Source organism: Gymnodinialimonas ceratoperidinii (assembly GCF_019297855.1).
GTDB lineage: Bacteria > Pseudomonadota > Alphaproteobacteria > Rhodobacterales > Rhodobacteraceae > Gymnodinialimonas > Gymnodinialimonas ceratoperidinii.
On sequence record NZ_CP079194.1, the window covers coordinates 3,161,674 to 3,183,296 of the forward strand.

22 protein-coding genes are annotated in these 21,623 nt (G+C 65.1%); 14 read left to right on the forward strand and 8 right to left on the reverse strand.

The window, feature by feature from the left end:
* Positions 1 to 21 precede the first annotated feature (21 nt).
* Entirely contained in the window at positions 22 to 2,211 is a 2,190-nt protein-coding gene (locus KYE46_RS15335; protein WP_219001748.1) for a primosomal protein N', read from the reverse strand.
* 75 nt (positions 2,212 to 2,286) lie between these two features.
* Between KYE46_RS15335 and fsa the strand changes: the two genes are divergently transcribed.
* From fsa to KYE46_RS15355, 4 genes are all read left to right on the forward strand, one after another.
* Positions 2,287 to 2,940, forward strand: a complete 654-nt coding sequence (fsa, locus tag KYE46_RS15340; protein ID WP_219001750.1) for a fructose-6-phosphate aldolase — start codon at positions 2,287 to 2,289, stop codon at positions 2,938 to 2,940.
* 116 nt (positions 2,941 to 3,056) lie between these two features.
* Positions 3,057 to 3,800 (forward strand): DUF484 family protein, encoded by a 744-nt coding sequence (locus tag KYE46_RS15345; protein ID WP_219001753.1) that lies wholly within the window; start codon positions 3,057 to 3,059, stop codon positions 3,798 to 3,800.
* The gene (locus KYE46_RS15350; protein ID WP_219001756.1) at positions 3,797 to 4,720 is read left to right on the forward strand and encodes a tyrosine recombinase XerC; all 924 of its coding nucleotides are present in this window, start codon (positions 3,797 to 3,799) and stop codon (positions 4,718 to 4,720) included. Before KYE46_RS15345 ends, KYE46_RS15350 begins: the two co-directional genes overlap by 4 nt.
* Before the next feature lie 60 nt (positions 4,721 to 4,780).
* Complete coding sequence (locus tag KYE46_RS15355) at positions 4,781 to 5,476, forward strand: CDP-alcohol phosphatidyltransferase family protein (RefSeq protein ID WP_219001759.1); 696 nt, start codon at positions 4,781 to 4,783, stop codon at positions 5,474 to 5,476.
* A gap of 57 nt (positions 5,477 to 5,533) precedes the next feature.
* Here the strand turns inward: KYE46_RS15355 and KYE46_RS15360 are convergent, their stop codons facing one another.
* Both KYE46_RS15360 and KYE46_RS15365 read right to left on the reverse strand, forming a co-directional pair.
* The gene (locus tag KYE46_RS15360) at positions 5,534 to 6,328 is read right to left on the reverse strand and encodes an inositol monophosphatase family protein (protein ID WP_219001760.1); all 795 of its coding nucleotides are present in this window, start codon (positions 6,326 to 6,328) and stop codon (positions 5,534 to 5,536) included.
* A gap of 113 nt (positions 6,329 to 6,441) precedes the next feature.
* Positions 6,442 to 7,350, reverse strand: coding sequence for a LysR family transcriptional regulator (locus KYE46_RS15365; RefSeq protein ID WP_219001762.1), 909 nt, complete (start codon positions 7,348 to 7,350; stop codon positions 6,442 to 6,444).
* Positions 7,351 to 7,443: 93 nt separating this feature from the next.
* On the opposite strand from KYE46_RS15365, the gene metF reads away from it, so the two are divergent.
* From metF to KYE46_RS15390, 5 genes are all read left to right on the forward strand, one after another.
* Positions 7,444 to 8,310 (forward strand): methylenetetrahydrofolate reductase [NAD(P)H], encoded by an 867-nt coding sequence (gene metF, locus KYE46_RS15370; RefSeq protein WP_219001764.1) that lies wholly within the window; start codon positions 7,444 to 7,446, stop codon positions 8,308 to 8,310.
* A 125-nt stretch (positions 8,311 to 8,435) separates the two neighbouring features.
* Positions 8,436 to 8,939 carry a PaaI family thioesterase gene (locus tag KYE46_RS15375; protein WP_219001766.1) on the forward strand — a complete coding sequence of 168 codons (504 nt, stop codon included), beginning with the start codon at positions 8,436 to 8,438 and terminating at the stop codon, positions 8,937 to 8,939.
* Between the two features lie 80 nt (positions 8,940 to 9,019).
* Positions 9,020 to 10,204: an aspartate aminotransferase family protein gene (locus KYE46_RS15380; protein ID WP_219001768.1), complete on the forward strand. Its 1,185-nt coding sequence runs from the start codon at positions 9,020 to 9,022 to the stop codon at positions 10,202 to 10,204.
* An 80-nt stretch (positions 10,205 to 10,284) separates the two neighbouring features.
* Positions 10,285 to 11,211 (forward strand): ornithine carbamoyltransferase, encoded by a 927-nt coding sequence (gene argF, locus KYE46_RS15385; protein WP_219001769.1) that lies wholly within the window; start codon positions 10,285 to 10,287, stop codon positions 11,209 to 11,211.
* Between the two features lie 135 nt (positions 11,212 to 11,346).
* A complete protein-coding gene (locus KYE46_RS15390) occupies positions 11,347 to 12,303 on the forward strand; it encodes a DMT family transporter (protein WP_219001770.1) in 957 nt (318 codons plus the stop codon).
* On the opposite strand, the gene KYE46_RS15395 is transcribed toward KYE46_RS15390, so the two are convergent.
* The gene (locus tag KYE46_RS15395; protein ID WP_219001771.1) at positions 12,278 to 13,273 is read right to left on the reverse strand and encodes a serine hydrolase domain-containing protein; all 996 of its coding nucleotides are present in this window, start codon (positions 13,271 to 13,273) and stop codon (positions 12,278 to 12,280) included. The genes KYE46_RS15390 and KYE46_RS15395 overlap by 26 nt on opposite strands.
* Positions 13,274 to 13,509: 236 nt before the next feature.
* Between KYE46_RS15395 and KYE46_RS15400 the strand changes: the two genes are divergently transcribed.
* A complete protein-coding gene (locus tag KYE46_RS15400; protein WP_219001773.1) occupies positions 13,510 to 14,112 on the forward strand; it encodes a GcrA family cell cycle regulator in 603 nt (200 codons plus the stop codon).
* 111 nt (positions 14,113 to 14,223) lie between these two features.
* Here the strand turns inward: KYE46_RS15400 and KYE46_RS15405 are convergent, their stop codons facing one another.
* Positions 14,224 to 14,724 carry a transglycosylase SLT domain-containing protein gene (locus KYE46_RS15405; RefSeq protein WP_219001776.1) on the reverse strand — a complete coding sequence of 167 codons (501 nt, stop codon included), beginning with the start codon at positions 14,722 to 14,724 and terminating at the stop codon, positions 14,224 to 14,226.
* Positions 14,721 to 16,706 (reverse strand): AsmA family protein, encoded by a 1,986-nt coding sequence (locus KYE46_RS15410; protein WP_219001778.1) that lies wholly within the window; start codon positions 16,704 to 16,706, stop codon positions 14,721 to 14,723. The genes KYE46_RS15405 and KYE46_RS15410 overlap by 4 nt, the downstream gene beginning before the upstream one ends.
* A 139-nt stretch (positions 16,707 to 16,845) precedes the next feature.
* Between KYE46_RS15410 and rimO the strand changes: the two genes are divergently transcribed.
* Entirely contained in the window at positions 16,846 to 18,213 is a 1,368-nt protein-coding gene (rimO, locus tag KYE46_RS15415) for a 30S ribosomal protein S12 methylthiotransferase RimO (RefSeq protein ID WP_219005132.1), read from the forward strand.
* On the opposite strand, the gene KYE46_RS15420 is transcribed toward rimO, so the two are convergent.
* Together KYE46_RS15420 and KYE46_RS15425 are read right to left on the reverse strand one after the other, a co-directional pair.
* The gene (locus KYE46_RS15420) at positions 18,202 to 18,552 is read right to left on the reverse strand and encodes a YigZ family protein (protein WP_219001779.1); all 351 of its coding nucleotides are present in this window, start codon (positions 18,550 to 18,552) and stop codon (positions 18,202 to 18,204) included. The two genes, rimO and KYE46_RS15420, sit on opposite strands and share 12 nt — an antisense overlap.
* Complete coding sequence (locus tag KYE46_RS15425; protein ID WP_219001780.1) at positions 18,546 to 19,241, reverse strand: M48 family metallopeptidase; 696 nt, start codon at positions 19,239 to 19,241, stop codon at positions 18,546 to 18,548. The genes KYE46_RS15420 and KYE46_RS15425 overlap by 7 nt, the downstream gene beginning before the upstream one ends.
* Before the next feature lie 156 nt (positions 19,242 to 19,397).
* Here KYE46_RS15425 and KYE46_RS15430 point away from each other — a divergent pair, with 156 nt between their 5' ends.
* The 3 genes from KYE46_RS15430 (at position 19,398) to KYE46_RS15440 (ending at position 21,601) form a co-directional block, all read left to right on the forward strand.
* Positions 19,398 to 19,637: a hypothetical protein gene (locus tag KYE46_RS15430; protein ID WP_219001781.1), complete on the forward strand. Its 240-nt coding sequence runs from the start codon at positions 19,398 to 19,400 to the stop codon at positions 19,635 to 19,637.
* 87 nt (positions 19,638 to 19,724) lie between these two features.
* Positions 19,725 to 20,825, forward strand: a complete 1,101-nt coding sequence (locus KYE46_RS15435; RefSeq protein WP_219001782.1) for a class II histone deacetylase — start codon at positions 19,725 to 19,727, stop codon at positions 20,823 to 20,825.
* Between the two features lie 80 nt (positions 20,826 to 20,905).
* Positions 20,906 to 21,601, forward strand: coding sequence for a CoA transferase subunit A (locus tag KYE46_RS15440; RefSeq protein ID WP_219001783.1), 696 nt, complete (start codon positions 20,906 to 20,908; stop codon positions 21,599 to 21,601).
* Positions 21,602 to 21,623 lie beyond the last annotated feature (22 nt).

Genomic DNA, 21,623 nt, shown 5'->3' on the forward strand with positions numbered 1-21,623 from the left:
ACCCGCGAGGGGGAACCGTTTTCAAAAGAAGTTCTGCGGATCGATATCGATCGATAGCCGCAGGTGTCCCGGCAATTTCAGCCCATGTGTCCAACGACTTAGCGCCGATTGCAGCGCGACGCCGCGCGGCGCCTTGACCAGAAGCCGCACCCGGTGGCGTCCGCGCACCCGCGCGATGGGGGCCGGTGCGGGGCCATAGACGATGCCACCGGCCTCGCGGATCGCGGCGTCGTTGCGGGCGAGATGGGTGCCGAGATCGAAGGCGGCGGCGGCCTCGGTGCTGGAGATCACGATCCCTGCCAGCCGCCCGTAGGGGGGCATGCCGGCAGCCTCGCGCTCGGCGGCCTCGGTGCGCCAGAAGCCCTCCTCGTCGCCTGAGAGGATCGCGCGGATCACCGGGTGCTCGGGCTGGAAGGTCTGCAACAACGCCTGCCCCGGCTTCTCCGCCCGCCCGGCGCGGCCCGCCACCTGCCGCATCAGCTGGAACGTCCGCTCTGCCGCGCGCAAATCGCTGCCTTGCAGGCCGAGGTCGGCATCGACCACTCCCACCAACGTGAGGCGCGGGAAGTTGTGACCCTTGGCGACAAGCTGCGTGCCGATGATCAGGTCGGTGTCGCCGTGGGCGAGCTCCTCGATCTGTTGCTTGAGCGCGCGGGCCGAGCCGAAAAGGTCCGACGACAGGATCGCCGTCTTGGCATCGGGGAAAGCCGCGGCGGCCTCCTCGGCAATGCGCTCGACGCCGGGGCCGACGGCGGCCATCTTGCCCTCCACCTTGCAGGAGGGACAGGCCTCGGGCATCGGCTTGGTCTCGCCGCATTGGTGGCAGATCAGGCGCTTCTGGAACCGATGCTCGACCATGCGCGCGTCGCAATGATCGCAGCCCACCATCTCGCCGCAGGCGCGGCAGAGCGTCACCGGCGCATAGCCGCGACGGTTGAGAAACAAAAGCGCCTGCTCGCCCGCCTGAAGCCGCGCGCCCACGGCGCTCTGAAGGCTCGGGGAGAGCCAGGATGAGCCGGGCAGATCCTCCGTCCGCATGTCGATCGACGCCATCTCGGGCAGGTCTTGCGGGCCAAACCGCGACGCGAGATCGAGGCGCGTGTACTTGCCGGCCTCGGCGTTGGCCCATGTCTCGAGCGAGGGCGTGGCCGAGGCCAGCACCACCTGCGCATCGTTCAGCGAGGCGCGCAGCACAGCCATGTCACGCGCGTTGTAGCTGGCGCCCTCGTCCTGTTTGTAGGAGGTGTCGTGTTCCTCATCCACCACGATCAGCCCGAGGTCGCGGTAGGGCAGGAACAGGGCGGAGCGGGCGCCGACGACGAGTTGCGCCTCCCCCTGCCCCACCATGCGCCAACAGCGGCGGCGCTCGGTCATCGTGACGCCCGAATGCCATTCCGCCGGATCGGCCCCGAAGCGCGCTTTCACCCGGGTCAGAAACTCGGAGGTCAGCGCGATTTCGGGCAGCAGCACCAGCGCCTGTCGCCCCTGCCGCAGGCATTCGGCGACCGCTTCGAGGTAGACTTCCGTCTTGCCCGAGCCTGTCACCCCTTTCAGCAGAACCGTGCCATAGCGGCGGGCACGAAGACCCTCTTGCAACTGCGCAGCGGCCGCCGCCTGATCTTCGGTCAGTTCCTTGCCCGGCAGGGTCGGGTCGAGCCTCAGATAGGGCGCATCGCGCGGCGTATCGGCCTCCTCCACCACGCCCTGCTTGGCCAGTCCCTTGACAACGGATGAGGTGACGCCGGCCAGCTCACTCAGTTCTTTCAGGGTGAAGCCCAAGCCGCCGTATTCGACGAGGGTCTCGATCACCCGCGTCCGCGCAGGCGTCATCCGGTCGGGCGATCCTTGCCCCAGACGGTAGACCTTGCGCATCGAGGGCGGATCACCGAGGCCCGGCGCGCGGGTAGCCAACCGCAGCATCAGCGACATCGGTGTCAGCGTGTAAGCGCCGGCCTTTTCGAGAAAATCGCGCATCTCGGCGCGCATGGGGGCCACGTCGAGCACGCGATTTACCTTGCGCACCTTGGAGATATCCCAGTCCCCGCGCCCCGGCCCCCAGACCACACCGAGCACCTTCCGTGGGCCGAGTGGCACCTCCACGAAGGCGCCCAACCAGCACCCGCCCGCAGGCGCCTTGTAGTCAAGCACGCGATCGAGGGGCTCTGCGGTCAGAACCCCCACCAGATCGCCTTCATCGAAATGCTCGTCCATGGCTTTCAGGGATACCGTCGTTGCTGTAGAAGGCCGCTAAATCATCACGTAATCCTCCCGAAAGGAACCAGCCTTATGAAATTCTTTGTGGATACCGCCGATATCGATGCGATCCGTGAGCTGCATGGCCTCGGCATGGTGGATGGCGTCACAACCAACCCCTCGCTGATCATGAAATCCGGACGCGATATCAAGGAAGTGACCGCCGAGATCTGTGACCTCGTCGATGGCCCCGTTTCCGCTGAAACCGTCGCGCTGGATGCCGACGGCATGATCGCCGAGGGCCGCGAGCTGGCCAAGATCGCCGACAACATCACCATCAAGGTGCCGCTGACCTGGGCAGGACTTCAGGCCTGCAAGGTGCTCTCGGGCGAGGGTCGCATGGTTAACGTGACGCTTTGCTTCTCGGCTAACCAGGCGCTGCTGGCCGCCAAGGCGGGCGCGACCTTCATCTCGCCCTTCGTGGGCCGGCTTGATGACATCAACATCGACGGCATGGACCTGATCGCCGAGATCCGCCAGATCTACGACAACTACGCCTTCGAGACCGAGATCCTCGTGGCCTCGATCCGGAACGCCAACCACATGAAGGACGCCGCCCTGATCGGCGCGGATGTCGCGACGGCCCCTCCGGGCGTGATCAAATCGATGGCGAACCATGTGCTGACCGACAAGGGCCTTGATGCCTTCATGGCCGATTGGGCCAAGACCGGGCAGTCCATCGTCTGAACCGGCATAAGCCACACTCCTGAACATCATCCGCGCGGGCTGGCCAAAATTTCTAGCCCGCGCGTCGCCGCCTATGATATGCACACCTCAACGATAAAAAAGTTGAGGCAGTATTGATGAGCAGCACCGAGGCGGGAGCCCCGCTCGATTCCCTTTTGAATGCACCCGAAGCCGATTGGCGCGACCGCGCGCTGGCGGATCCGGAGTTGATCCTCGAAGACCGGGACCTGATGCGCGCCCTGATCGCGGCGAACGACCGGCAGATGGGCGGCAATATCGTCGACATGCGCGGCATCGCGATGGAGCGTCTGCAGAACCGGCTCGACCGGCTGGAGGACACGCATCGCTCCGTCATTGCGGCGGCTTACGAAAATCTTGCAGGGACGAACCAGATCCACCGCTCGATCATCCGGATGCTCGATGCCAAGGAATTCACCGAGTTCCTGACCCTTCTGGGAACCGATATCGCCAGCATCCTGCGCGTGGACCGCGTGCGGCTGGTGCTGGAAAGCGCCGAAGCGACCGAGACCGAAGCCCCGAAGGTGCAGAAGCTGGAAGACGTGCTGACGGTCGTCGCGCCGGGTTTCGTGCAGGAATACGTGACCGGCGGGCGCGATGTGCCGCATCGGCAGGTCAGCCTGCGGCAGGTGGGTGGCGACGCCGAGCGGATCTTCGGAGAAGCCTCGCGCTGGATCCATTCTGAGGCCTGCCTGACGCTTGATCTGGGCGAAAGGCGCCTGCCCGGCCTGTTGGTCATGGGCGCGGAGGACCCCCACCAATTTCGGCCCTCGCAGGGCACGGACCTGCTGACCTTCTTCGCAGGCGTGTTCGAGCGCCTGATGCGCGGTTGGCTGGATTGAGCCTCTCTCTCACGCCGGCGGTCCGCGACCTGCTGGACGCGTGGCTGACCCATCTGCGTTCCGTGCGCGGTCGGGCTGCTGCCACGGTCACCGCCTATGGCGCCGACGTGAGCGAGTTTCTTTCGTTCCAAGCCGATCACCTTGGCGGCTCTCCCGGCCCGGCGGGTCTGCGGGCGTTGCAGACGCGCGACATGCGGGCTTGGATGGCCGCGCAGCGGAGCCGGGACGTCAGCGCCCGGTCTCTCGCGCGGCGCCTCTCTGCCGTGAAGGCCTTCTTCAAATGGTGGGCCGAGCGTGATGGTTTCGATGCCACAGTCGTGCTCTCGATGCGGGCACCGAAACACATCCGACGCCTGCCCCGCCCCCTGACGGAGGTCGGCGCGAAAGAGATGATAAACGGCGTGGCCGATCAGGACGCGCGTGATTGGGTGCAGGCCCGCGACATGGCGGTCGTCACGCTGCTCTACGGCTGCGGCCTGCGCATTTCCGAGGCGCTTGGCCTCGATGCCCGCCACGCCTCATTGCCGTCGGTGCTGCGGATCACCGGCAAAGGCGGCAAGGAACGCGAGGTGCCGGTGCTGCCTGCCGCGCAAGAGGCCACCGCCCGTTACGCGCGCCTTTGCCCCCACGATCTGCCGGCCGGCACGCCGCTTTTCCGCGCCATCCGTGGCGGGGCGCTCGGCCCTCGCGCCGTTGCCAAGGTGATGGAGAAGACCCGCATGCAACTGGGGCTTCCCGCGACCGCGACGCCCCACGCCATGCGCCACTCCTTCGCCACCCATCTGCTGGATGCAGGTGGTGATCTTCGTGCGATTCAGGAGCTTCTGGGTCACGCGTCTCTGTCTACCACCCAAGCCTATACCGCCGTTGACACGGCCCGCCTCATGGAAGTCTACAACGCAGCTCATCCGAAGGCATGAGGCTTGCGCCACGCGCACTTGAGGTTGCAAACCGGCCCGCAAACAGGCATCGAAGCTGCCATGCGATTTAGAGCTTACTCCGTCCATTTGTTCACAGCCGCCGGCGCGTCCCTTGCCATGCTGGCGCTTCTGGAAGCGGCTCAGCAGGACTGGGCGATGATGACGATCTGGCTCACCGTGGCCTTCATCGTCGACGGCATCGATGGCCCTCTGGCCCGGCGCTACGACGTCACCACGCATGCGCCCGTGATCGACGGGGTGCTGCTCGACCTGATCATCGATTTCCTCACCTACGTGATGATCCCGGCCTATGCGCTCTACGGCTCCGGGCTGTTGCCGGGTTGGCCGGGCTGGCTGGTCGTGCTGCTGATTCCCTTCGCGTCTTCGCTCTATTTTTCGGACACGCGGATGAAGACGGCGGACAAGTCTTTCCGAGGCTTTCCGGGCTGTTGGAACATGGTCGCCTTGGCGACATTGGTGATCGTGCCGCCGCCGCCGGTCATCCTCGGAATCGTGCTGGTGCTGTCGGCGGCGCAGTTCCTGAACCTGAAGTTCGTCCACCCCGTCCGCACGGCACGGTGGCGGATCGTGTCACTTCCCGTGGCGCTGATCTGGGTCACGAGCATTGCCTATGCCGCCTGGACCGATTTCGCGTCGAACCCGACCCTGACGACGGTGGTCACGGTGACGTCGATCTACCTGCTGGCCGCAGGCGTGGCGCAGCAGATCATCTACGATCGCGGCTACGCGCGTTAACGAAAGGTTGAGGGTCGAGGTCGGAAGGCGCCGCTCCCGCGCGCCCTGCCGATACGGTTAGTCCCGCGTCCGGATCACCTTGGCGAACTGGTCGAAGATCGCCTCGGTGCCACAGATCACATGGCCGTCTTCCAGCAAGGTCTGATCCTCGCGAATGGGCTCCACGAAGGCGCCGGCTTCGCGGGCAATCAGGATGCCTGCCGCGATGTCCCACGGCTTCAGATTGTATTCCCAATAACCCTCGAACCGACCGGCCGCGACCCAACACAGGTCCAGCGACGCCGCACCGTTGCGGCGCATCCCGGCGCAGAGTGGCAGAAGTCGCGCCAGATCGCGCAGAACGCCCGGCAGGTAGCGCCCGCCATCGGGCGGGAAACCCGCCGAGAAGACCGATTCCGACATCCGCTTGCGCGCCGAGACCCGCAGGCGTTGCGTGTCGTTCAGCCAGGCACCTGCGCCCTTCTCGGCAAAGAACATCTCGTCCTTGGCAGGGTCATAGACCACACCGGCGACGATCTCGCCCTTGTGCTCCAACGCGATCGAGATCGCCCAGTGGGGCATGGCGTGCAGGAAGTTGGTGGTGCCATCGAGCGGATCGACGATCCAGCGGCGCGTCGGGTCCTTGCCGATGATCTCGGCCTCTTCCTCGCCGAGGAAGCCGTAGTTCGGACGCGCTTCCATCAACTCGTCCTTGATGATCTGCTGCGCCGCCCGATCCGCACGGGAAACGAAGTCGCCCGGCCCCTTGGAGGAGACCTGCAACTGCTCGACTTCGCGGAAGTCCTTCTGCAGGGACCGCGCCGCCATGCGCGCGGCTTTGATCATCACGTTGAGATTGGCGGAGCCTTGCATCGGAATTCCCTCTAGGTCAGGCGCGATCCTATAGCTGTCACGCCTGCCCGTGCCAAGGGGCGCACCAAACTCTTGCAAGAGTTTGTCCGAGACCTTTGCAAAGGTCTCGGGCGTCAGCCGCGGCGTTGGAGTTTCAACGGCTCGGTCCGGCACAGCTTCAGCACGTGGGACATGAAGGGTTTCGCCGTGTCCTCGGACCGGCTGGCGCCGTAGAGGCGCCGGGTCAACCCGTTGGCCGTCAGGGGTTTGGTGACGATCGACTGGCTCGCGCCGATGTCGCGCACCACCCAATCGGGCAAGACGGAAACGCCCCGGCCCGAGGCGACGAGAAGCAGGATCACGGCTGAAAGCTCCACCTGACGGATCGCCTTCGGCTCGACGCCCGCGGGGAAAAGCAGTTGGCTGAACACGTCGAGGCGCGGGCGGTCGACCGGGTAGGTGATCAGCGTCTGATCCGCGAAATCCGCGGCTTCGACGAAGTCCTTGGCGGCCAGGGGATGGTCGGCCGCGCAGACGAAAACGGGCTCGTAGTCGAACAGCGGCGTGAAATCGATGCCGGGCAGGTCCTCCGGGTCGCTTGAGACCACGAGGTCGACGTCCTGTCGGTTCAGCGCGGGCAGTGCTTCGAACTGAAGGCCGGGGCGGATGTCCACGTCCACGTCCGGCCATGTCTGGCGGAAGGCTTCGAGGACCGGCAGCAACCAGTCGAAACAGGCGTGGCACTCGATCGCGATGTGCAGCCGCCCGGATTTGCCCGCGCGCAGGCCGGTGAAAACTTCTTCCAGCGCGGCGACACGGGGCAGGACTTCTTCGGCCAACCGCAGCATCTTCATGCCGGCGGGTGAGAGGCGCATGGGCTTCGAGCGGCGGATGAACAGCTCCAGCCCCGCCTGATCTTCGAGCCCCTTGATCTGGTGGCTGAGTGCGCTCTGGGTGATGTGCAGGCTGTCGGCCGCCTTTGCCAAGCCGCCCTCTTCGTGGATAGCCTTGATCGTGCGCAGGTGGCGGAACTCGATATGCATGCGAAACTCATATTGATGATGAGAGTTATGAATTTGTTGATCGCCGCCATCTATGCGACATCCGGTTGCGACATATCAAGGACCCTTTCCGTCATGACCAAGCCAAGCGTCTCGTTCGAATTTTTCCCGCCCAAATCATTGGAGGGATCATTCAAATTGTGGGAAACGCTCGGCGTTTTGGCGCCGCTGAGCCCGGATTTCGTCTCCGTCACCTATGGGGCGGGGGGGACGACGCGCAAGCTAACCCATGACGCCGTGACGACGATCGACGCGAATTTCGGTGTGCCGGTGGCAGCGCATTTGACCTGCGTCGATGCCACCCGTGCCGAGACGCTGGAAATCGCCGAGCAATACGCCGAGGCAGGCATCTCGCAGATCGTGGCGCTTCGGGGCGATCCGCCCAAGGGCGCGGAAGGTTTCACGCCGCACCCGGACGGATTCGCCTCGTCGGTGGAATTGATCGAGGCACTGGCGGCCACTGGCAAGTTCGACATCCGCGTCGGTGCCTATCCCGATCCGCATCCTGAGGCGGGCTCGATGCAGGAGTGCGTGGATTACCTCAAACGCAAGATCGAAGCCGGGGCCACCTCGGCGATCACGCAGTTCTTCTTCGAGGCCGAGACCTTCTTCCGCTTCCGCGACGCCTGTGTCGCCGCCGGCATCGACGCGCCGATCCTGCCCGGCGTTCTGCCGATCGAGAACTGGCCCCGCGCGCGGCGCTTTGCCAACGGTTGTGGCGCTGTGATCCCGCAATGGCTCGACGATGCCTATGACACCGCGCTCCGCGACGGTCGGGCGGACCTTCTGTCAACGGCGCTTTGCACGGAGCTTTGCACCGACCTGATCGAAGGCGGCGTGGACCATCTGCATTTCTACACGCTCAATCGCCCCGAATTGACCCGGGACGTCTGCGCTGCTCTGGGGGTCACCCCAAACGTTGCGCTCGCGGAAGTCGCGTAAAGGGGGCTAGCCCCCTGGCGCCCTTGCGGTCGCCCACCCCCAGAGTTGTAGGACCAAGGTGAAGGCACGGGTTGTGCTCGGACGCGTGGCATGGCGCTATGGCGCGAACCGAGTTGGAGGTATCCATGCAGAAAGCCTATTTCGCCCAAGACGTGGACGAGCTGCCGAGCCGCGACCGGACACTGTCGATGTCGGGGCTGGCGTTCATGCAAGCGATCTTGGATGGCGAGGTGACCAATCCGCCAATCGGCGAGACCCTCGGGTTTGAGCTGGATGCGGTTGAGGACGGGCGCGTTGTCTTTCGCGGCAAGCCGTCGTTCGAGAGCCTCAATCCGGTGGGCACGGTGCATGGCGGCTGGTACGGGACGATTCTTGATAGCGCGATGGCCTGCGCCGTGATGACCAAGGTGCCGCGCGGCAGTCTTTATACGACGCTCGAATACAAGGTTAACATCACCCGCGCGATCCCCATTGGCACGGAGGTGCTTGCCGAGGGGATCGTGTCCCATTCCGGTCGCACCACAGGCGTCGCCGAGGGCACGATCCGGGATGCCGCGAGTGGCAAGCTCTATGCCACGGGCTCCACCACCTGTCTGATCATGCAGGTCTCTATCACCGCTGGCACATGACCCCATCAGCATCCTTGAATTGACTAGGTCACAGGCGCAGTGCAACACAGGCGCTTGTCTACCCAAACGGAGCCGAGCCAATGATCTCGCCAGTCCTTCCAAGCTATTCCCGCGCAAATCTGTCCTTCGTCAAAGGCGAAGGCTCCTGGTTGGTGGAAGCGGACGGGCGACGTTTTCTCGACTTTGCCAGCGGCATCGCCGTAATGTCACTCGGCCACGGGCACCCGACGGTCGTAGGCGCCCTGAAGGATCAGGCCGACGCGCTGTGGCATACGTCCAACCTTTACGAAGTGCCGCAGCAGAAGGCGCTGGCCGAACGGTTGGTGGAACACACCTTCGCCGACACCGTCTTTTTCTGCAATTCGGGCACCGAGGCCGCCGAGCTGGCGATCAAGATGGCGCGCAAGTACCGCACCGAGACCGGCACGCCTGAGCGCATGAAGATCCTCACCTTCGAAGGGTCGTTCCACGGCCGCTCTATGGGCGCGATTTCCGCGGCCGGGTCCGAGAAGCTCACCAAGGGTTTCGGGCCTTTGTTGGAAGGCTTCCAGAGCCTGCCCTTCGGCGATCACGACGCGCTGCGCGAGGCTGCCGCGCAAGAGGACGTTGGCGCCATCATGATCGAGCCGATCCAGGGAGAAGGCGGCATTCGCCCCGTGCCAGACCAATGCCTGAAGGGCCTGCGCGATCTCTGCGATGAACATGGCCTGCTGCTGATCTTCGATGAGATCCAATGCGGCGTCGGGCGTACCGGCAAGCTCTTCGCCCATGAATGGGCCGGCATCACGCCGGATATCATGCTGGTGGCCAAGGGCATCGGCGGCGGCTTTCCGATCGGTGCGCTTCTCGCCACCGAGGAGGCGGCACAGGGCATGACCGCGGGGACCCACGGCTCCACCTATGGCGGCAATCCTCTGGGCTGCGCCGTAGGCACCGCTGTGATGGACACGATCACGGAAGACGGCTTCCTCGAGGCGGTCAACGCCAAGGCCGGTTTCCTGCGCCAGAAGCTGGAAGGCCTCGTCGCCTCGCACCCGACGATCTTCGAGAGCGTCCGGGGCCAGGGGTTGATCCTCGGCCTCAAGTGCCGCGTTGCGCCCACTGACGTGGTCGCGGAGGGCTACAACCACGCCGTCCTCACGGTGCCCGCCGCTGACGACGTCGTGCGCGTCCTGCCGGCGCTGACCATCTCCGAGGAGGAAATTTCACAAGGCATCGACCGCCTCGACGCCACTGCAACCGCGTTGGAAGAGCGCGCCGCTTAGTCCTTCACCTTTTCAAAAATACAGCGGGGAGTGTGAGGGGCTGGCCCCTCACCGCCTTCGCCAGCCACAGGCGCCATAGCATGCCAAATTTTCTCGACATTCATACCACTGATCCCGCCGCCCTGCGCGACATCCTCGCGACTGCTGGCGACATGAAGACCGCCCGCGGCAGCCGCCCCAAGGGCACGCCGGACGACGAGCTGCCACTCGACGGCCACGTGGTGGCGCTGATCTTCGAGAAGCCCTCCACCCGCACGCGGGTCAGCTTCGATGTCGGCGTGCGCCAGATGGGTGGCACATCGCTGGTGCTGTCAGGCGCCGAGATGCAATTGGGCCACGGCGAGACCATTGCCGATACCGCCCGCGTACTGTCGCGCTACGTCGACCTGATCATGATCCGCACCTTCGGCGAGGATATTCTGCACGAGATGGCAGAGCACGCCACGGTGCCGGTCATCAACGGGCTGACGGATAATTCCCACCCCTGTCAGATCATGGCGGATGTCATGACCTTCGAGGAACACCGCGGCCCGATCGCGGGCAAGCGGGTGGCGTGGATGGGCGATGGCAACAACGTCGCCCAGAGCTTCCTTCACGCCGCCGCGTCATTCGGGTTCGACTTCACCTTCTCCGGCCCGGCGCAGCTCGATCCGCGGGACGATCTTGTCGGCGCGGTGCGCAACGCGGGTCGTGACGTGCGGATCGAGCGTGATCCGGTCAAGGCGGTTGCCGACGCCGATCTCGTGGTGACCGATACCTGGGTCTCCATGGGCGATGCCGAAAGCTCGCGTCAGCGGCGTCACAATCTGTTGCGTCCTTACCAGGTGAACGAGCGCCTGATGGAGGCCGCGCCGGATCATGCGATGGTCATGCATTGCCTGCCGGCGCACCGCGGCGAGGAGATTACCGATGCGATCCTCGATGGTCCGCGCTCGGTTGTGTTCGACGAGGCCGAGAACCGCTTGCACGCGCAGAAGGCGATCATGCGGTGGTGCCTCGGCGCATGATTGGGCGAGCGGCCGAGGACCGCTTGAGGTGAGGGGAAGAGCGGGATTGCAGGCGCCTCCGCACGGTCGCACTGATGCGAACGCGATGGGCCTCAGGGCCGCCGCGCCGCCAAGGCTCTCAATCGGAGAATACCCATGCGTCCGGTGATCCAGTCTTCGGTGCCTGCCACACCTGTCACGCTCGCCAAGCCCTCGCCGGGGCTCGCCGTGGCTTTCATGCTGGTGGCTACCGCCTTCATCGCCAGCACGACCCTGCTTGCCAAGGCGCTTGGCACCGATGCCCTCGGCCCGCCCCTGCATCCGTTCCAAATCAGTCACGGCAGGTTTCTGTTCGCATGGATCACCATCGGCAGCGTTGTGGCGATACTCCGGCCCCGGTTCAGCAAGCTGAACTGGGGGCTTCACATCGGGCGAACCGTCATGGGCTTTGCGGGCGTCACCTGCATGTTCGCCGCCGCCTCGATGATCCCGCTGGCGGATGCGACAGCGATCAGTTTCCTCAATCCGGTCTTTGGGATGATCCTCGCGATTCCCCTGCTCGGTGAGAAAGTCGGCAAATGGCGTTGGCTCGCCGCGGCCATCGCCTTCACCGGCGCCTTGATCCTGATCCGGCCCGGCAGCGGCGCGATCGCGCCAGGCGCCTTGGTAGCCCTGGGCGCGGCCCTCGCCCTCGGGCTCGAATTGACCTTCATCAAGCGCCTCGCAGGGCGCGAGGCGCCCTTGCAGATCCTGTTCATCAACAACTCCCTGGGGGTTGTGATCGCCACGATTGCCGTCATCGCCGTCTGGCAACCGCCGACCGGCGCGCAATGGGCCGGACTGGTGGCACTGGGATGCCTCATGGCCGCGGCTCAGGCGTGTTTTGTAAGCTCGGTCGCGCGGGCGGACGCCAGCTTCGTGACGCCGTTCTCCTATCTGACGCTGGTCTTCGCGGCCGTCTATGACTTCGCCATCTTCGGGGTGACGCCGACCGGGTTGTCCTACCTTGGCGCCGCCACGATCATCAGTGGCGCAGCCCTTCTGGCATGGCGCGAGGCGCGGCTGAGCCGCAAAGCGAAAGAGGCTGCTAGCGCGCCTCCAGTAACGACCTGAGTGCCTCGTCGACTGGCTCCACCACCGCGTCGAAATCGCCTGTGTTCGTGCTCACAAAAACCGCCCGGCCGCTGTCCGGAGCGACATAGGCCACCGCGTACCAGAGCGTGTTCGAGCCGGAATGGACGAGGCTTCCGTCCTCACCGACGCCCCACCCCATCGCGTAGGCTTCCTCTCCGATCGGCGCGTGCAGGGTCTCCCACGCGTCAGTGCTCAGAAAGGTCTCGTCGCGCAGCAGATGGGCGCGCAGGTAGCGCAACATGTCTGCGGCGCTCAGGTGCACCCGCCCGGCGGGGCCCATTGCCGGAATGTTATCTGCCTCCGGGCTTTGCCCCGCAGCGCTGACACCCCAGAGCAGCCTTGGGGAATGGCCCTCGATGACCGCGCCCTGAGGCGGCCCGAACCCCGCGCTCTCCATCCCCAGAGGGGCAAAGACGTGAATGCGCATCAGCTCTTCCCAAGAGGCGCCCCCGGCGGCCTCCAGTATCGCCCCCGCGACGACGTATCCGGCATTGGAATAGACGAATTCGCCCGGCGCACCGATGGGGGCCGCGAAAAGCGCCTCTGCCACGTAATCGCGACGCGGCGCCGTGCCGAGGCCCGCTGCCGTGTCGTCGGGCAAATTCGCCGCCATGCCCGAGCGATGGGTCAGAAACCGGCGCAGCGGCGTGTCGTGCCAATCAGGATGCATGTCCGGGTAGCTGTCACCCAGTACCGCGCCGAGCCGCGTGTCCCAGGTGATGGCTCCGGCTTCCACCAGTCGAGCGGCGAGTGTTGCGGTCATTCCCTTGGTAATCGATCCCACGTGCCACTGATCGTCCGGCTGCACCCTGTCGCTACCGTTCACGACGCGGGTGCCCGCGACGCCGAAGTCCATGTCCTGCGCTGTCACCCACCCCGCGGCGGCCGCCGGCACGTCAGAGATCCCGGCCAGCGCCTCGGCGATTTCCTGCGCCGTGTCCTGCGCCATTGCCGGCCCCGTCACGAGTCCAATCGAAACCAACACGTTACTCAAAGTTCTCGTAAGAATTCTCATCCGATTCTCTTTCCCAGTCCTCGTCGCGACGGCAAATACTGTCGCACCACCTTGCCCTCGGCCACGCGGACCCCCACAATAGGACTTCCAATCGCAGGGCGCGCGCATCATAAGCCCATGCTGATACACGAATGCCGCTTGCGGCGGAACGATAGACCGGAAGGCACATCATGTCCTGGACCGACGAACGGGTTGAGACGCTTAAGAAAATGTGGGGCGAAGGCCAGTCGGCCAGCCAGATCGCCAAGGAATTGGGCGGGGTGACACGCAACGCCGTGATCGGCAAGGTGCACCGTCTGGGTCTGTCGAACCGCTCGGGCGGCGGCGCATCCGCGCCCTCCAAGCCCGCGCCCGCGGCGAAAGAGGCACCCGCTGCGAAAGCCGCGCCGGCCGCCAAGCCTGCGCCCGCAGCAGCCGCGCCCGCGCCTGAGGCCAAGGCGGCCGAAGCGCCCGCCGCGACGCCCGCGCCACGCACGAATGTCATGCCCCTGCGCAAGCCCATCGCGCCCGCGGGTCAGCCCCTGCCGCCGCAGCCCTCCGCCAACGAGATCAGCCCCGAGGCGCTTGCGAAAGTCTCCGAGGTGGAGAAGCACGCCAAGAAGATCAGCCTGATGGAACTGACCGAGCGGGTCTGCAAATGGCCCATCGGTGATCCGGCCACGGACGATTTCTACTTCTGCGGCCTGCCCGTTCAGCAAGGCAAACCCTATTGCGATGCCCACGTGGGCGTGGCGTTCCAGCCGATGTCGTCGCGCCGGGATCGTCGTCGCTAAGGCCATCGCGTCAGGCGTTACGGCAACGATTTAGCCCCGCGTTCCGCCCTCGATGATCGAGGCGGAACGCGGGGCTTTTTTGTTGGACGCCGCGCTTGGCGGTGCTCTAGCCTAGCGACAGGCCCGCGCCACTTCTCGGATGCGCAGCCCGGTTTCCACCAGCATGCAGCGATCCCGCGCCTCGTAATAATAGCCGCGCGCGTACCAACCGATGGCGGTGTCGATGTCGCCATCGCTCAAGAGCCACGCGCCCCGCAGATAGCGCCCCGCGTATTCGAGGTTCGTGCGCGCATCGAGCAGATCGTTCGGGCTGCCTTGGTGCCCCATCTGCGCCGCCGTTTGCGGCAGGATCTGCATCAGCCCGTAATAGGGACCGTTGCGCGCATTGGCCCGGTAGTCGCTTTCGCGCTGGATCACCCGGTGCAGCAAAGCCTCGGGAATATCGTGGCGCGCGGCGTATTCGATCACCAACGCACGCATTGCCGGAGTCTCACCGGGATAGAGATCCGGCTGCGCCCGGACGGCTTGAGCATCCGCCCCGCCGTTAAACGGAAGACCACCGCCGCAGCCCGTCAGCACCGCGCAAAGAGCCAAAACGCCAAACGCTCTCATTCCACTTCCCCCAAATCGCCAAAAATCAATTCCTGCACTCCGCTGATCAACTCGTCTGTCAGTTGCTGTTCGATATCTTCCGGGAAGGCGACGACCGGTTCGCTCTCCTCCCGCGCTGGCTCCAGAGCCGGTTCCGGTGTCGCGTCCGTGGCGGTACCCAAATCCGGGAACAATTCCGCCTCCTCTTCCGCAGCGGCCCGCGCTTCCGCCGCGCGGCGCTCTGCCTCTGCGGCGCGCTCGATCTCTGCCAGCAACTCGAGGTCCGGCCCCACTTCGGGCGCCGCCCATGTGCCCGTGAGAGCGATGGGGATCTGGGCCTGCGCCGGGCGACCCGCGTCCCGCAGGATTGCGGGCGCAAGGGTGTAGTCCAGCGTCGTCGCACCCAGATCGATCTCGCCCGCGCCGCGCACCTCGCCCCATGGGGCGTCCAGCAACAGGTCCTCATTCATCAACACGCCGTCGCGCACGATGAAATCCGCGGTCAGCCGGTCGAACAGGGTTCGACCTTCTGCGTCCGTCGCTTCCGGTTCATCCAGAAGGGACGCGAGGTTGAGGCCCAATAACGCGCCTTGGCCGATGGCGATATCGCCCTCGGCCTCCAGCCCGCTCATCAGCGTGTGCAAATCGTCTCCGACTCCAAGGAACTCGACCGACGCCGATCCGCGCCCCTCCAACCGCTCGTAACCCGCGACCGCGCCCAGAAACGGGCGGAGCGCGGCGTCAAACAGGATCAGATCGCCGCCGACAGATAGGCCGCCGCGCCCGTTAACCACGAACTGACCCGCCAATTGGCCCTCGTAGGCGCGGATCGACGCGATGTCGAACACCAGCCGCCCCCGCTCTACCGTGGCGCGAAGGTCGACCTCTCCGAGCACCAGCCCTCCGAGGGCGAGGCTTTCGACCCGCACAGTCAAATCGGCATCGCTGTTGAACAGGCCCGATACGTCGAGGATTTCCTGCGACCAGCCTGCCTCCGTCAAAGCGTCGCCGGAAAGCGCACTGGGTAGCGAGACCTCTCCCCCGGTGATCGTGCCGCGCAACATCGGCCGCACCTCGCCCGGGACCAGATCAGCCGCGACTTGCAGGATCGTCTCATCAAGCTGCAACGTCGCGTCGCGCAGGTGCAAAGAGCCTTCGCGCGCACGCCGAACCTCGCCTGCCAGCGCGACATGGTCGCGGCCGAAGCCCTCTGGCAACTCGGGCAGGTCCTGGCCTGCCAGCGCGGCAAGAGGCGAGAGGTCTTGAGCCGAGAGCTCCACGCGACCCGCCGCAGCGGCGTCCACGCCGAATGTCCCGTCAAAGGCAAGGCGCCCTTCCGGCCAGACCAGCCGCGCCTGCATCGGCCGCGCCTCGCCGGCGATCAGGCCCGCGACGCCGTCGATTGTGGTCTCCAACTCCATCGGCACGCCGTTTACCTGCGCTGTACCCGAGACCATGCCCGCGCCGTCGGAATCAGGCAGCCGCAGGGTCGCGTTCAGCGCCGTGACGGAGAGGTCGGTGCCGGCTTCACGGTCCTCGAACCGCACCTGCGCGTCGCGGATGATCGCTTCCTCCAGCCCGAAACGCCGCGCAGCACGAGGTTCCCCAACAGAGGCTTCCTCATCCGCCTCCCAAGAGAGGCTCCCATCCTCCGCGCGCACCAAGGTGATGGACGCCCCTTCAAAGACAGCGCGGTTCACATGGATATTTCCTGAAAGCAACCCGGACCACGCGACGCCGACGTTGACCTTATCCGCAGAGATCAGCGGCGCGCTGCCTGCCCAGGAAGGATTGGCCACCTGAAGGCCATCGATCTCGACACCAAGATCGGGCCAGAGCGTCGGACGGGCCTCTCCGGTGATGGTGACGGGGCGTCCGGTGGCGGCGGAGATTCGGTTTCCCGCGATCTCGGCAATCCGCTCTGCCGGGATCAGCAAAACCGTCCCGAGGCCCAGAAACAGCAGCACGACGATGGCCGCCAAAACTCGAATTATCCACCGCATGGAATGCGCCTTTTCCGTTCAACGGCCGCAGCCTATCGCGTCTGTGGCGCGTCGCACATCCGAAACCTCGCCGTGCGGCAAGCCTTTGCCGACGCCGCGGCCCCTTCCCATGGAGACCGCCAATCGCTATCTGGCACCCATGAGCCAGAACCCGCCCCTCCTCCGCCCCGACCTTGCCCGCGCACAGGTTCCCGATGCCGCCCGTCCCGGCCAGCCGCGCATCGGCATGGTGTCGCTTGGCTGCCCGAAGGCGCTGGTCGACAGCGAGCGCATCCTCACGCGGCTGCGCGCGGAGGGCTACGCGATCAGCCCCGACTACAACGGCGCCGAAGCGGTGATCGTCAACACCTGCGGCTTTCTCGACAGCGCGAAGATGGAGAGCCTCGACGCGATCGGAGAGGCTTTGGAGGCAAACGGGAAGGTCATCGTCACTGGCTGTCTGGGCGCAGAGCCGGAGTATATCACCGGCGCGCATCCCAAGGTTCTGGCGGTCACCGGTCCGCAGCAATACGAGCAGGTTCTCGATGCCGTCCACGGTGCCGTGCCGCCCGCGCCCGATCCGTTCGTCGATCTGCTGCCCGCTGCCGGCGTCAAGCTGACCCCGCGCCATTACGCGTACCTCAAGATCTCGGAAGGGTGCGATCACAAGTGCAAGTTCTGCATCATTCCGGACATGCGCGGGAAGCTTGCCTCGCGGCCGCAGAAGGCTGTCATGCGCGAGGCGGAGAAGCTGGTGGAGAGTGGCGTCAAAGAGCTCCTGATCATCAGTCAGGACACATCCGCCTATGGCGTGGATTGGAAAGGGCGGGAGGAGAAGTTTCCCATCCTCAATCTATCCCGCGACTTATCCACGTTGGGCGCGTGGGTGCGCTTGCATTATGTCTACCCCTATCCCCATGTACGCGAGCTTATTCCGCTCATGGCCGATCCGGCCAACGGGCTGCTGCCGTACCTCGACATCCCGTTCCAGCACGCCCATCCCGACGTTCTCAAACGCATGGCACGGCCCGCGGCCGCGTCGCGAACCCTTGACGAGATTGCGGCGTGGCGGCGGGACTGTCCGGACATCACCCTGCGGTCCACGTTCATCGTCGGCTATCCCGGCGAGACGGAGGCCGAGTTCCAGACGTTGCTGGACTGGCTCGACGAGGCGCAGCTCGATCGCATCGGGTGCTTCAAGTACGAAAACGTTGACGGGGCGCGCTCCAACGCGCTGCCCGATCACGTGCCCGATGCGCTGAAGCAGGAGCGGTGGGAGCGTTTCATGGAAAAGGCGCAGGCGATTTCCGAGGCGAAGCTGCAGGCCAAGGTCGGTCGCAGGATGCAGGTGCTTGTCGATAGCGTCGACGCGGAGGGCGCGACGTGCCGCACCACGGCAGATGCGCCCGAGATCGACGGCAACCTGTTCATCGACGAGGGATTCGAGGCCCTTGCGCCAGGCGACATGGTCTCGGTCGAGGTGGATGAAGCCAGCGATTACGATCTTTGGGGCAAGCTAGCGCCGTAGCGCGTCCAGATAGGTTCGCACGCAGGTGGCCACGTGGCGGAATCGGTCTTCGCCCAGATGCTTGCCGCCGTACCAGCGGGTGACGACCACGACGTGATCGCGCAGGTCTTCGCGCTCGAGCATCTGCAAGATCACCTGCCCCGCGCCGCCTTCTCCATCGTCGTTCTTCAACGGACCGTCAGGGAGTAGCACCGCCCAGGTATTGTGCGTTGCCTTGGCGTACTTCTTCTTCCGCTTCAGGTCCTTGAGAAAAGCCTCAACCTCGGCGCGGTCGCGCACGGCGCTGCCTGAAACCGCGTATTTGGACCCGCGGTCGCTGACGACGCCTTCGATCAGCACGCGCGCGCAGCCGCCGTTCGCACCGCCTGGATACGGGCCGCATTGGGCGGATGCGTGCCAAAGACCCGAGCGCCGGGATCGGGAAGCTGGCTGAAAAAGCGCGCGCCCAGAACAGGGTCGAACCCCGCGCGGCAGGTGATCACGGTGCCGAGGCTGTCGGCCTCCAACTCCGCGCGTTGGCTGAATTGGGCGGTGCCGACCATCGCACCCTGCTGCGCCGCTGCGATGATCTCGGCGCGGCTTCCGCCTCTTGCCTGCGCCGACAGACCATATGCTTCGGCACTCAGGCGCGCGGCGGCTTCCTGCTGGCCGATATGCTCGGCAATATGATGGGCGATCTCGTGGCCGAGTACGAAAGCCAATTCGTCATCATTGCGCACCGAGCGGATCATGCCGACCGTGAGAATGATGATCGGCTGTCCGTTGGAGCGATCGACGGTCTGGAACGCATTCACGCCGGAGCGGGGATCCCGATTGACCAGAAACTCGAAATCACAGTTGAGGAGCGACGACTGCGTGCGGCACATCTGTTCGGCCACCGGCTCCATCCGCTGCGTCACCTGCACGGCGCGGGTGACCGAGACCTCGGCGCGGCCAGGGCCGGTCGCGGGCGTAGTTGCGGCAGGCGGCGGCACCGAGACGCAAGCGCTCAGGGCGAGGGCGGACAGGAGGGGGATCAGAACACGCATGGAGGTCTCCGGCTGAGGCGCGCCAACACTAGCCACGCGCGCCGGGGCGTCCAGAGCGTTTGAGGCAATCGCGGCTCACGTCACCGTCAGTCGGCACAAAGCCGCGCAATCATACAAAGGCTTGGCAAGGTGAACCCGCGCCCATAACCTGACCCCATGTTTACGATCGAGCACGAATTCGACGCCACCATCGTCACCCTTGTGGACGAGGGCGAATTGCCCTTGAAGGAAGACGTGATCGTCTCGGCCTTCGATGAATGCGTGACCCTGCAACAGGTCGACCCTCGCACGGATCAGGTGCGCACGATCACGCTTTCGCTCGCCCAGGTTCACGACTTGGCCGCAGCCCTTGATCTGCCGGAGGGCGCTTACAAGCTTTCTCCTGACCGTGCGTGAAACCGCCCTATCCACAGGACAACCGGGGATAAGTCGCCCCGCCCCTTTCGAATTTACCACCTCCCTCCACAATCGAAGGACCCGCCCATGACCACTGGCTTTTTCTGGGACGAACGCTGCTTCTGGCATTCCGGCGGTAACTACGCGGGCCTTCTGCAGGTGGGTGGCTTGATCCAGCCGGGCGGCGGCTTGCCCGAGAACCCGGAGACGAAGCGTCGTCTTGTCAACCTGATGCGGGTGACGGGTCTTTGGGACGATCTCGCCACGCAACAGGCTCGGGCGGCCACCGAGGAGGACCTCCTGCGCATTCACCCGCGTGAGTATATAGAGAGCTTCAAGGCCAAGTCCGCCGAGGGCGGCGGCGAGCTTGGGCTCCGCACGCCTTTCGGCCCGGACGGCTTCGATATTGCCTGTGTCTCCGCCGGTCTGGCGAAGGCGGCGCTCTTCGCGACGCTCAAGGGCGAGGTCGACAATGCCTATGCACTCTCGCGTCCGCCGGGCCACCATTGCCTGCCTGATTTCCCCAACGGGTTCTGCCTGCTCGCGAACATCGCCATCGCGATCGAGGCCGCGCAAACCAACAAGCTCACCGACCGCGTCGCGGTGATCGACTGGGACGTACACCACGGAAACGGGACGGAGGCGATTTTCTATGATCGCGATGATGTCCTGACGATCTCGCTGCATCAGGAGCGCAACTACCCGCTCGACAGCGGCGATTTCGCGGATCGCGGCTCGGACGGCGGCGACGGCTTCAACCTCAACATCCCCCTGCCCCCCGGCACCGGTCACGCGGGCTATGTCGAGGCCTTCGAGCGTCTCGTCATACCGTCGCTTCACGCCTTCCAGCCCGATGCGATCATCGTGGCCTGCGGCTATGACGCCTCTCTCGTCGATCCGCTCTCTCGCATGATCACCGGCGGCGATACCTTCCGCGCGATGACCGACATGACGATGGAGGCCGCGGCCGAGCTTTGTGACGGTCGCCTCATGATGGCCCATGAGGGCGGCTATTCCGAGGTTCACGTCCCCTTCCTGGGCCACGCGGTTCTGGAGTCCATGTCGGGCAGCGACATCCACGCCCCCGATCCCTTTCAAGCCAAGTTCGAAGGACAGCAGCCGGGCGATCGGTTCAACCGCTATGTCTCCACCCTCATCGCCGAGATGGAAGACACCCTCGGGCTGTAGCCCGCCCCCAACGCCCGCGTTGACTTCACCCGCCCCCTCCGCCAATTTACGCCGCAACGCAGCAGCAGGGGATACACGGGATGAAAAAGGTCTATGGCTCAGCAGCAGAAGCGCTCGACGGCGTTCTGTTCGACGGCATGTTGATTGCAGCGGGTGGCTTCGGCCTCTGCGGCATTCCGGAGCTTCTGATCGACGGCATCGTCGAGGCAGGCACCAAGGACCTGACCGTTGCCTCCAACAACGCGGGCGTGGACGGCTTCGGCCTCGGCAAGCTGCTGGAGACGCGTCAGATCAAAAAGATGATGTCCTCCTATGTCGGTGAAAATGCCGAGTTCATGCGCCAGTATCTCTCCGGCGAGCTGGAGCTGGAATTCAACCCGCAGGGCACCCTTGCCGAGCGGATGCGCGCCGGCGGCGCCGGCATCCCCGGTTTCTACACCAAGACCGGCGTCGGGACCGTGATTGCCGAGGGCAAGGAAGTGAAGGAATTCGACGGCGAGGAATACATCCTCGAGCGGGGCATCTTCGCGGACGTCGCCATCGTCAAGGCGTGGAAGGCCGATGCGACCGGCAACGCCGTCTTCCGCAAGACCGCGCGCAACTTCAACCCGCCCGCTGCCATGTGTGGCAAGGTCTGCATTCTCGAGGTCGAAGAGATTGTCGAAACCGGCACGCTCGACGGCGACGCGATCCATCTGCCAGGCATCTATGTGCACCGGATGATCCAGGGCGAGCACGAGAAGCGGATCGAGCAGCGGACGGTGCGGGCGGCGTAAGACGCCCGTGTCCGACACGTCT

Excerpts from the sequence above, each read along its gene's own strand:
- argF (WP_219001769.1), top strand. The coding sequence starts at position 10,285 with ATGCCAAATTTTCTCGACATTCATACCACTGATCCCGCCGCCCTGCGC.
- fsa (WP_219001750.1), top strand. The coding sequence starts at position 2,287 with ATGAAATTCTTTGTGGATACCGCCGATATCGATGCGATCCGTGAGCTG.
- KYE46_RS15410 (WP_219001778.1), bottom strand. The coding sequence starts at position 16,706 with ATGCGGTGGATAATTCGAGTTTTGGCGGCCATCGTCGTGCTGCTGTTT.
- KYE46_RS15360 (WP_219001760.1), bottom strand. The coding sequence starts at position 6,328 with ATGCAAGGCTCCGCCAATCTCAACGTGATGATCAAAGCCGCGCGCATG.
- KYE46_RS15425 (WP_219001780.1), bottom strand. The coding sequence starts at position 19,241 with ATGCGTGTTCTGATCCCCCTCCTGTCCGCCCTCGCCCTGAGCGCTTGC.
- rimO (WP_219005132.1), top strand. The coding sequence starts at position 16,846 with ATGAGCCAGAACCCGCCCCTCCTCCGCCCCGACCTTGCCCGCGCACAG.
- KYE46_RS15430 (WP_219001781.1), top strand. The coding sequence starts at position 19,398 with ATGTTTACGATCGAGCACGAATTCGACGCCACCATCGTCACCCTTGTG.
- KYE46_RS15395 (WP_219001771.1), bottom strand. The coding sequence starts at position 13,273 with ATGGCGCAGGACACGGCGCAGGAAATCGCCGAGGCGCTGGCCGGGATC.
- KYE46_RS15345 (WP_219001753.1), top strand. The coding sequence starts at position 3,057 with ATGAGCAGCACCGAGGCGGGAGCCCCGCTCGATTCCCTTTTGAATGCA.
- metF (WP_219001764.1), top strand. The coding sequence starts at position 7,444 with ATGACCAAGCCAAGCGTCTCGTTCGAATTTTTCCCGCCCAAATCATTG.
- KYE46_RS15400 (WP_219001773.1), top strand. The coding sequence starts at position 13,510 with ATGTCCTGGACCGACGAACGGGTTGAGACGCTTAAGAAAATGTGGGGC.
- KYE46_RS15390 (WP_219001770.1), top strand. The coding sequence starts at position 11,347 with ATGCGTCCGGTGATCCAGTCTTCGGTGCCTGCCACACCTGTCACGCTC.
- KYE46_RS15405 (WP_219001776.1), bottom strand. The coding sequence starts at position 14,724 with ATGAGAGCGTTTGGCGTTTTGGCTCTTTGCGCGGTGCTGACGGGCTGC.
- KYE46_RS15375 (WP_219001766.1), top strand. The coding sequence starts at position 8,436 with ATGCAGAAAGCCTATTTCGCCCAAGACGTGGACGAGCTGCCGAGCCGC.
- KYE46_RS15380 (WP_219001768.1), top strand. The coding sequence starts at position 9,020 with ATGATCTCGCCAGTCCTTCCAAGCTATTCCCGCGCAAATCTGTCCTTC.
- KYE46_RS15365 (WP_219001762.1), bottom strand. The coding sequence starts at position 7,350 with ATGCATATCGAGTTCCGCCACCTGCGCACGATCAAGGCTATCCACGAA.
- KYE46_RS15355 (WP_219001759.1), top strand. The coding sequence starts at position 4,781 with ATGCGATTTAGAGCTTACTCCGTCCATTTGTTCACAGCCGCCGGCGCG.
- KYE46_RS15440 (WP_219001783.1), top strand. The coding sequence starts at position 20,906 with ATGAAAAAGGTCTATGGCTCAGCAGCAGAAGCGCTCGACGGCGTTCTG.
- KYE46_RS15335 (WP_219001748.1), bottom strand. The coding sequence starts at position 2,211 with ATGGACGAGCATTTCGATGAAGGCGATCTGGTGGGGGTTCTGACCGCA.
- KYE46_RS15435 (WP_219001782.1), top strand. The coding sequence starts at position 19,725 with ATGACCACTGGCTTTTTCTGGGACGAACGCTGCTTCTGGCATTCCGGC.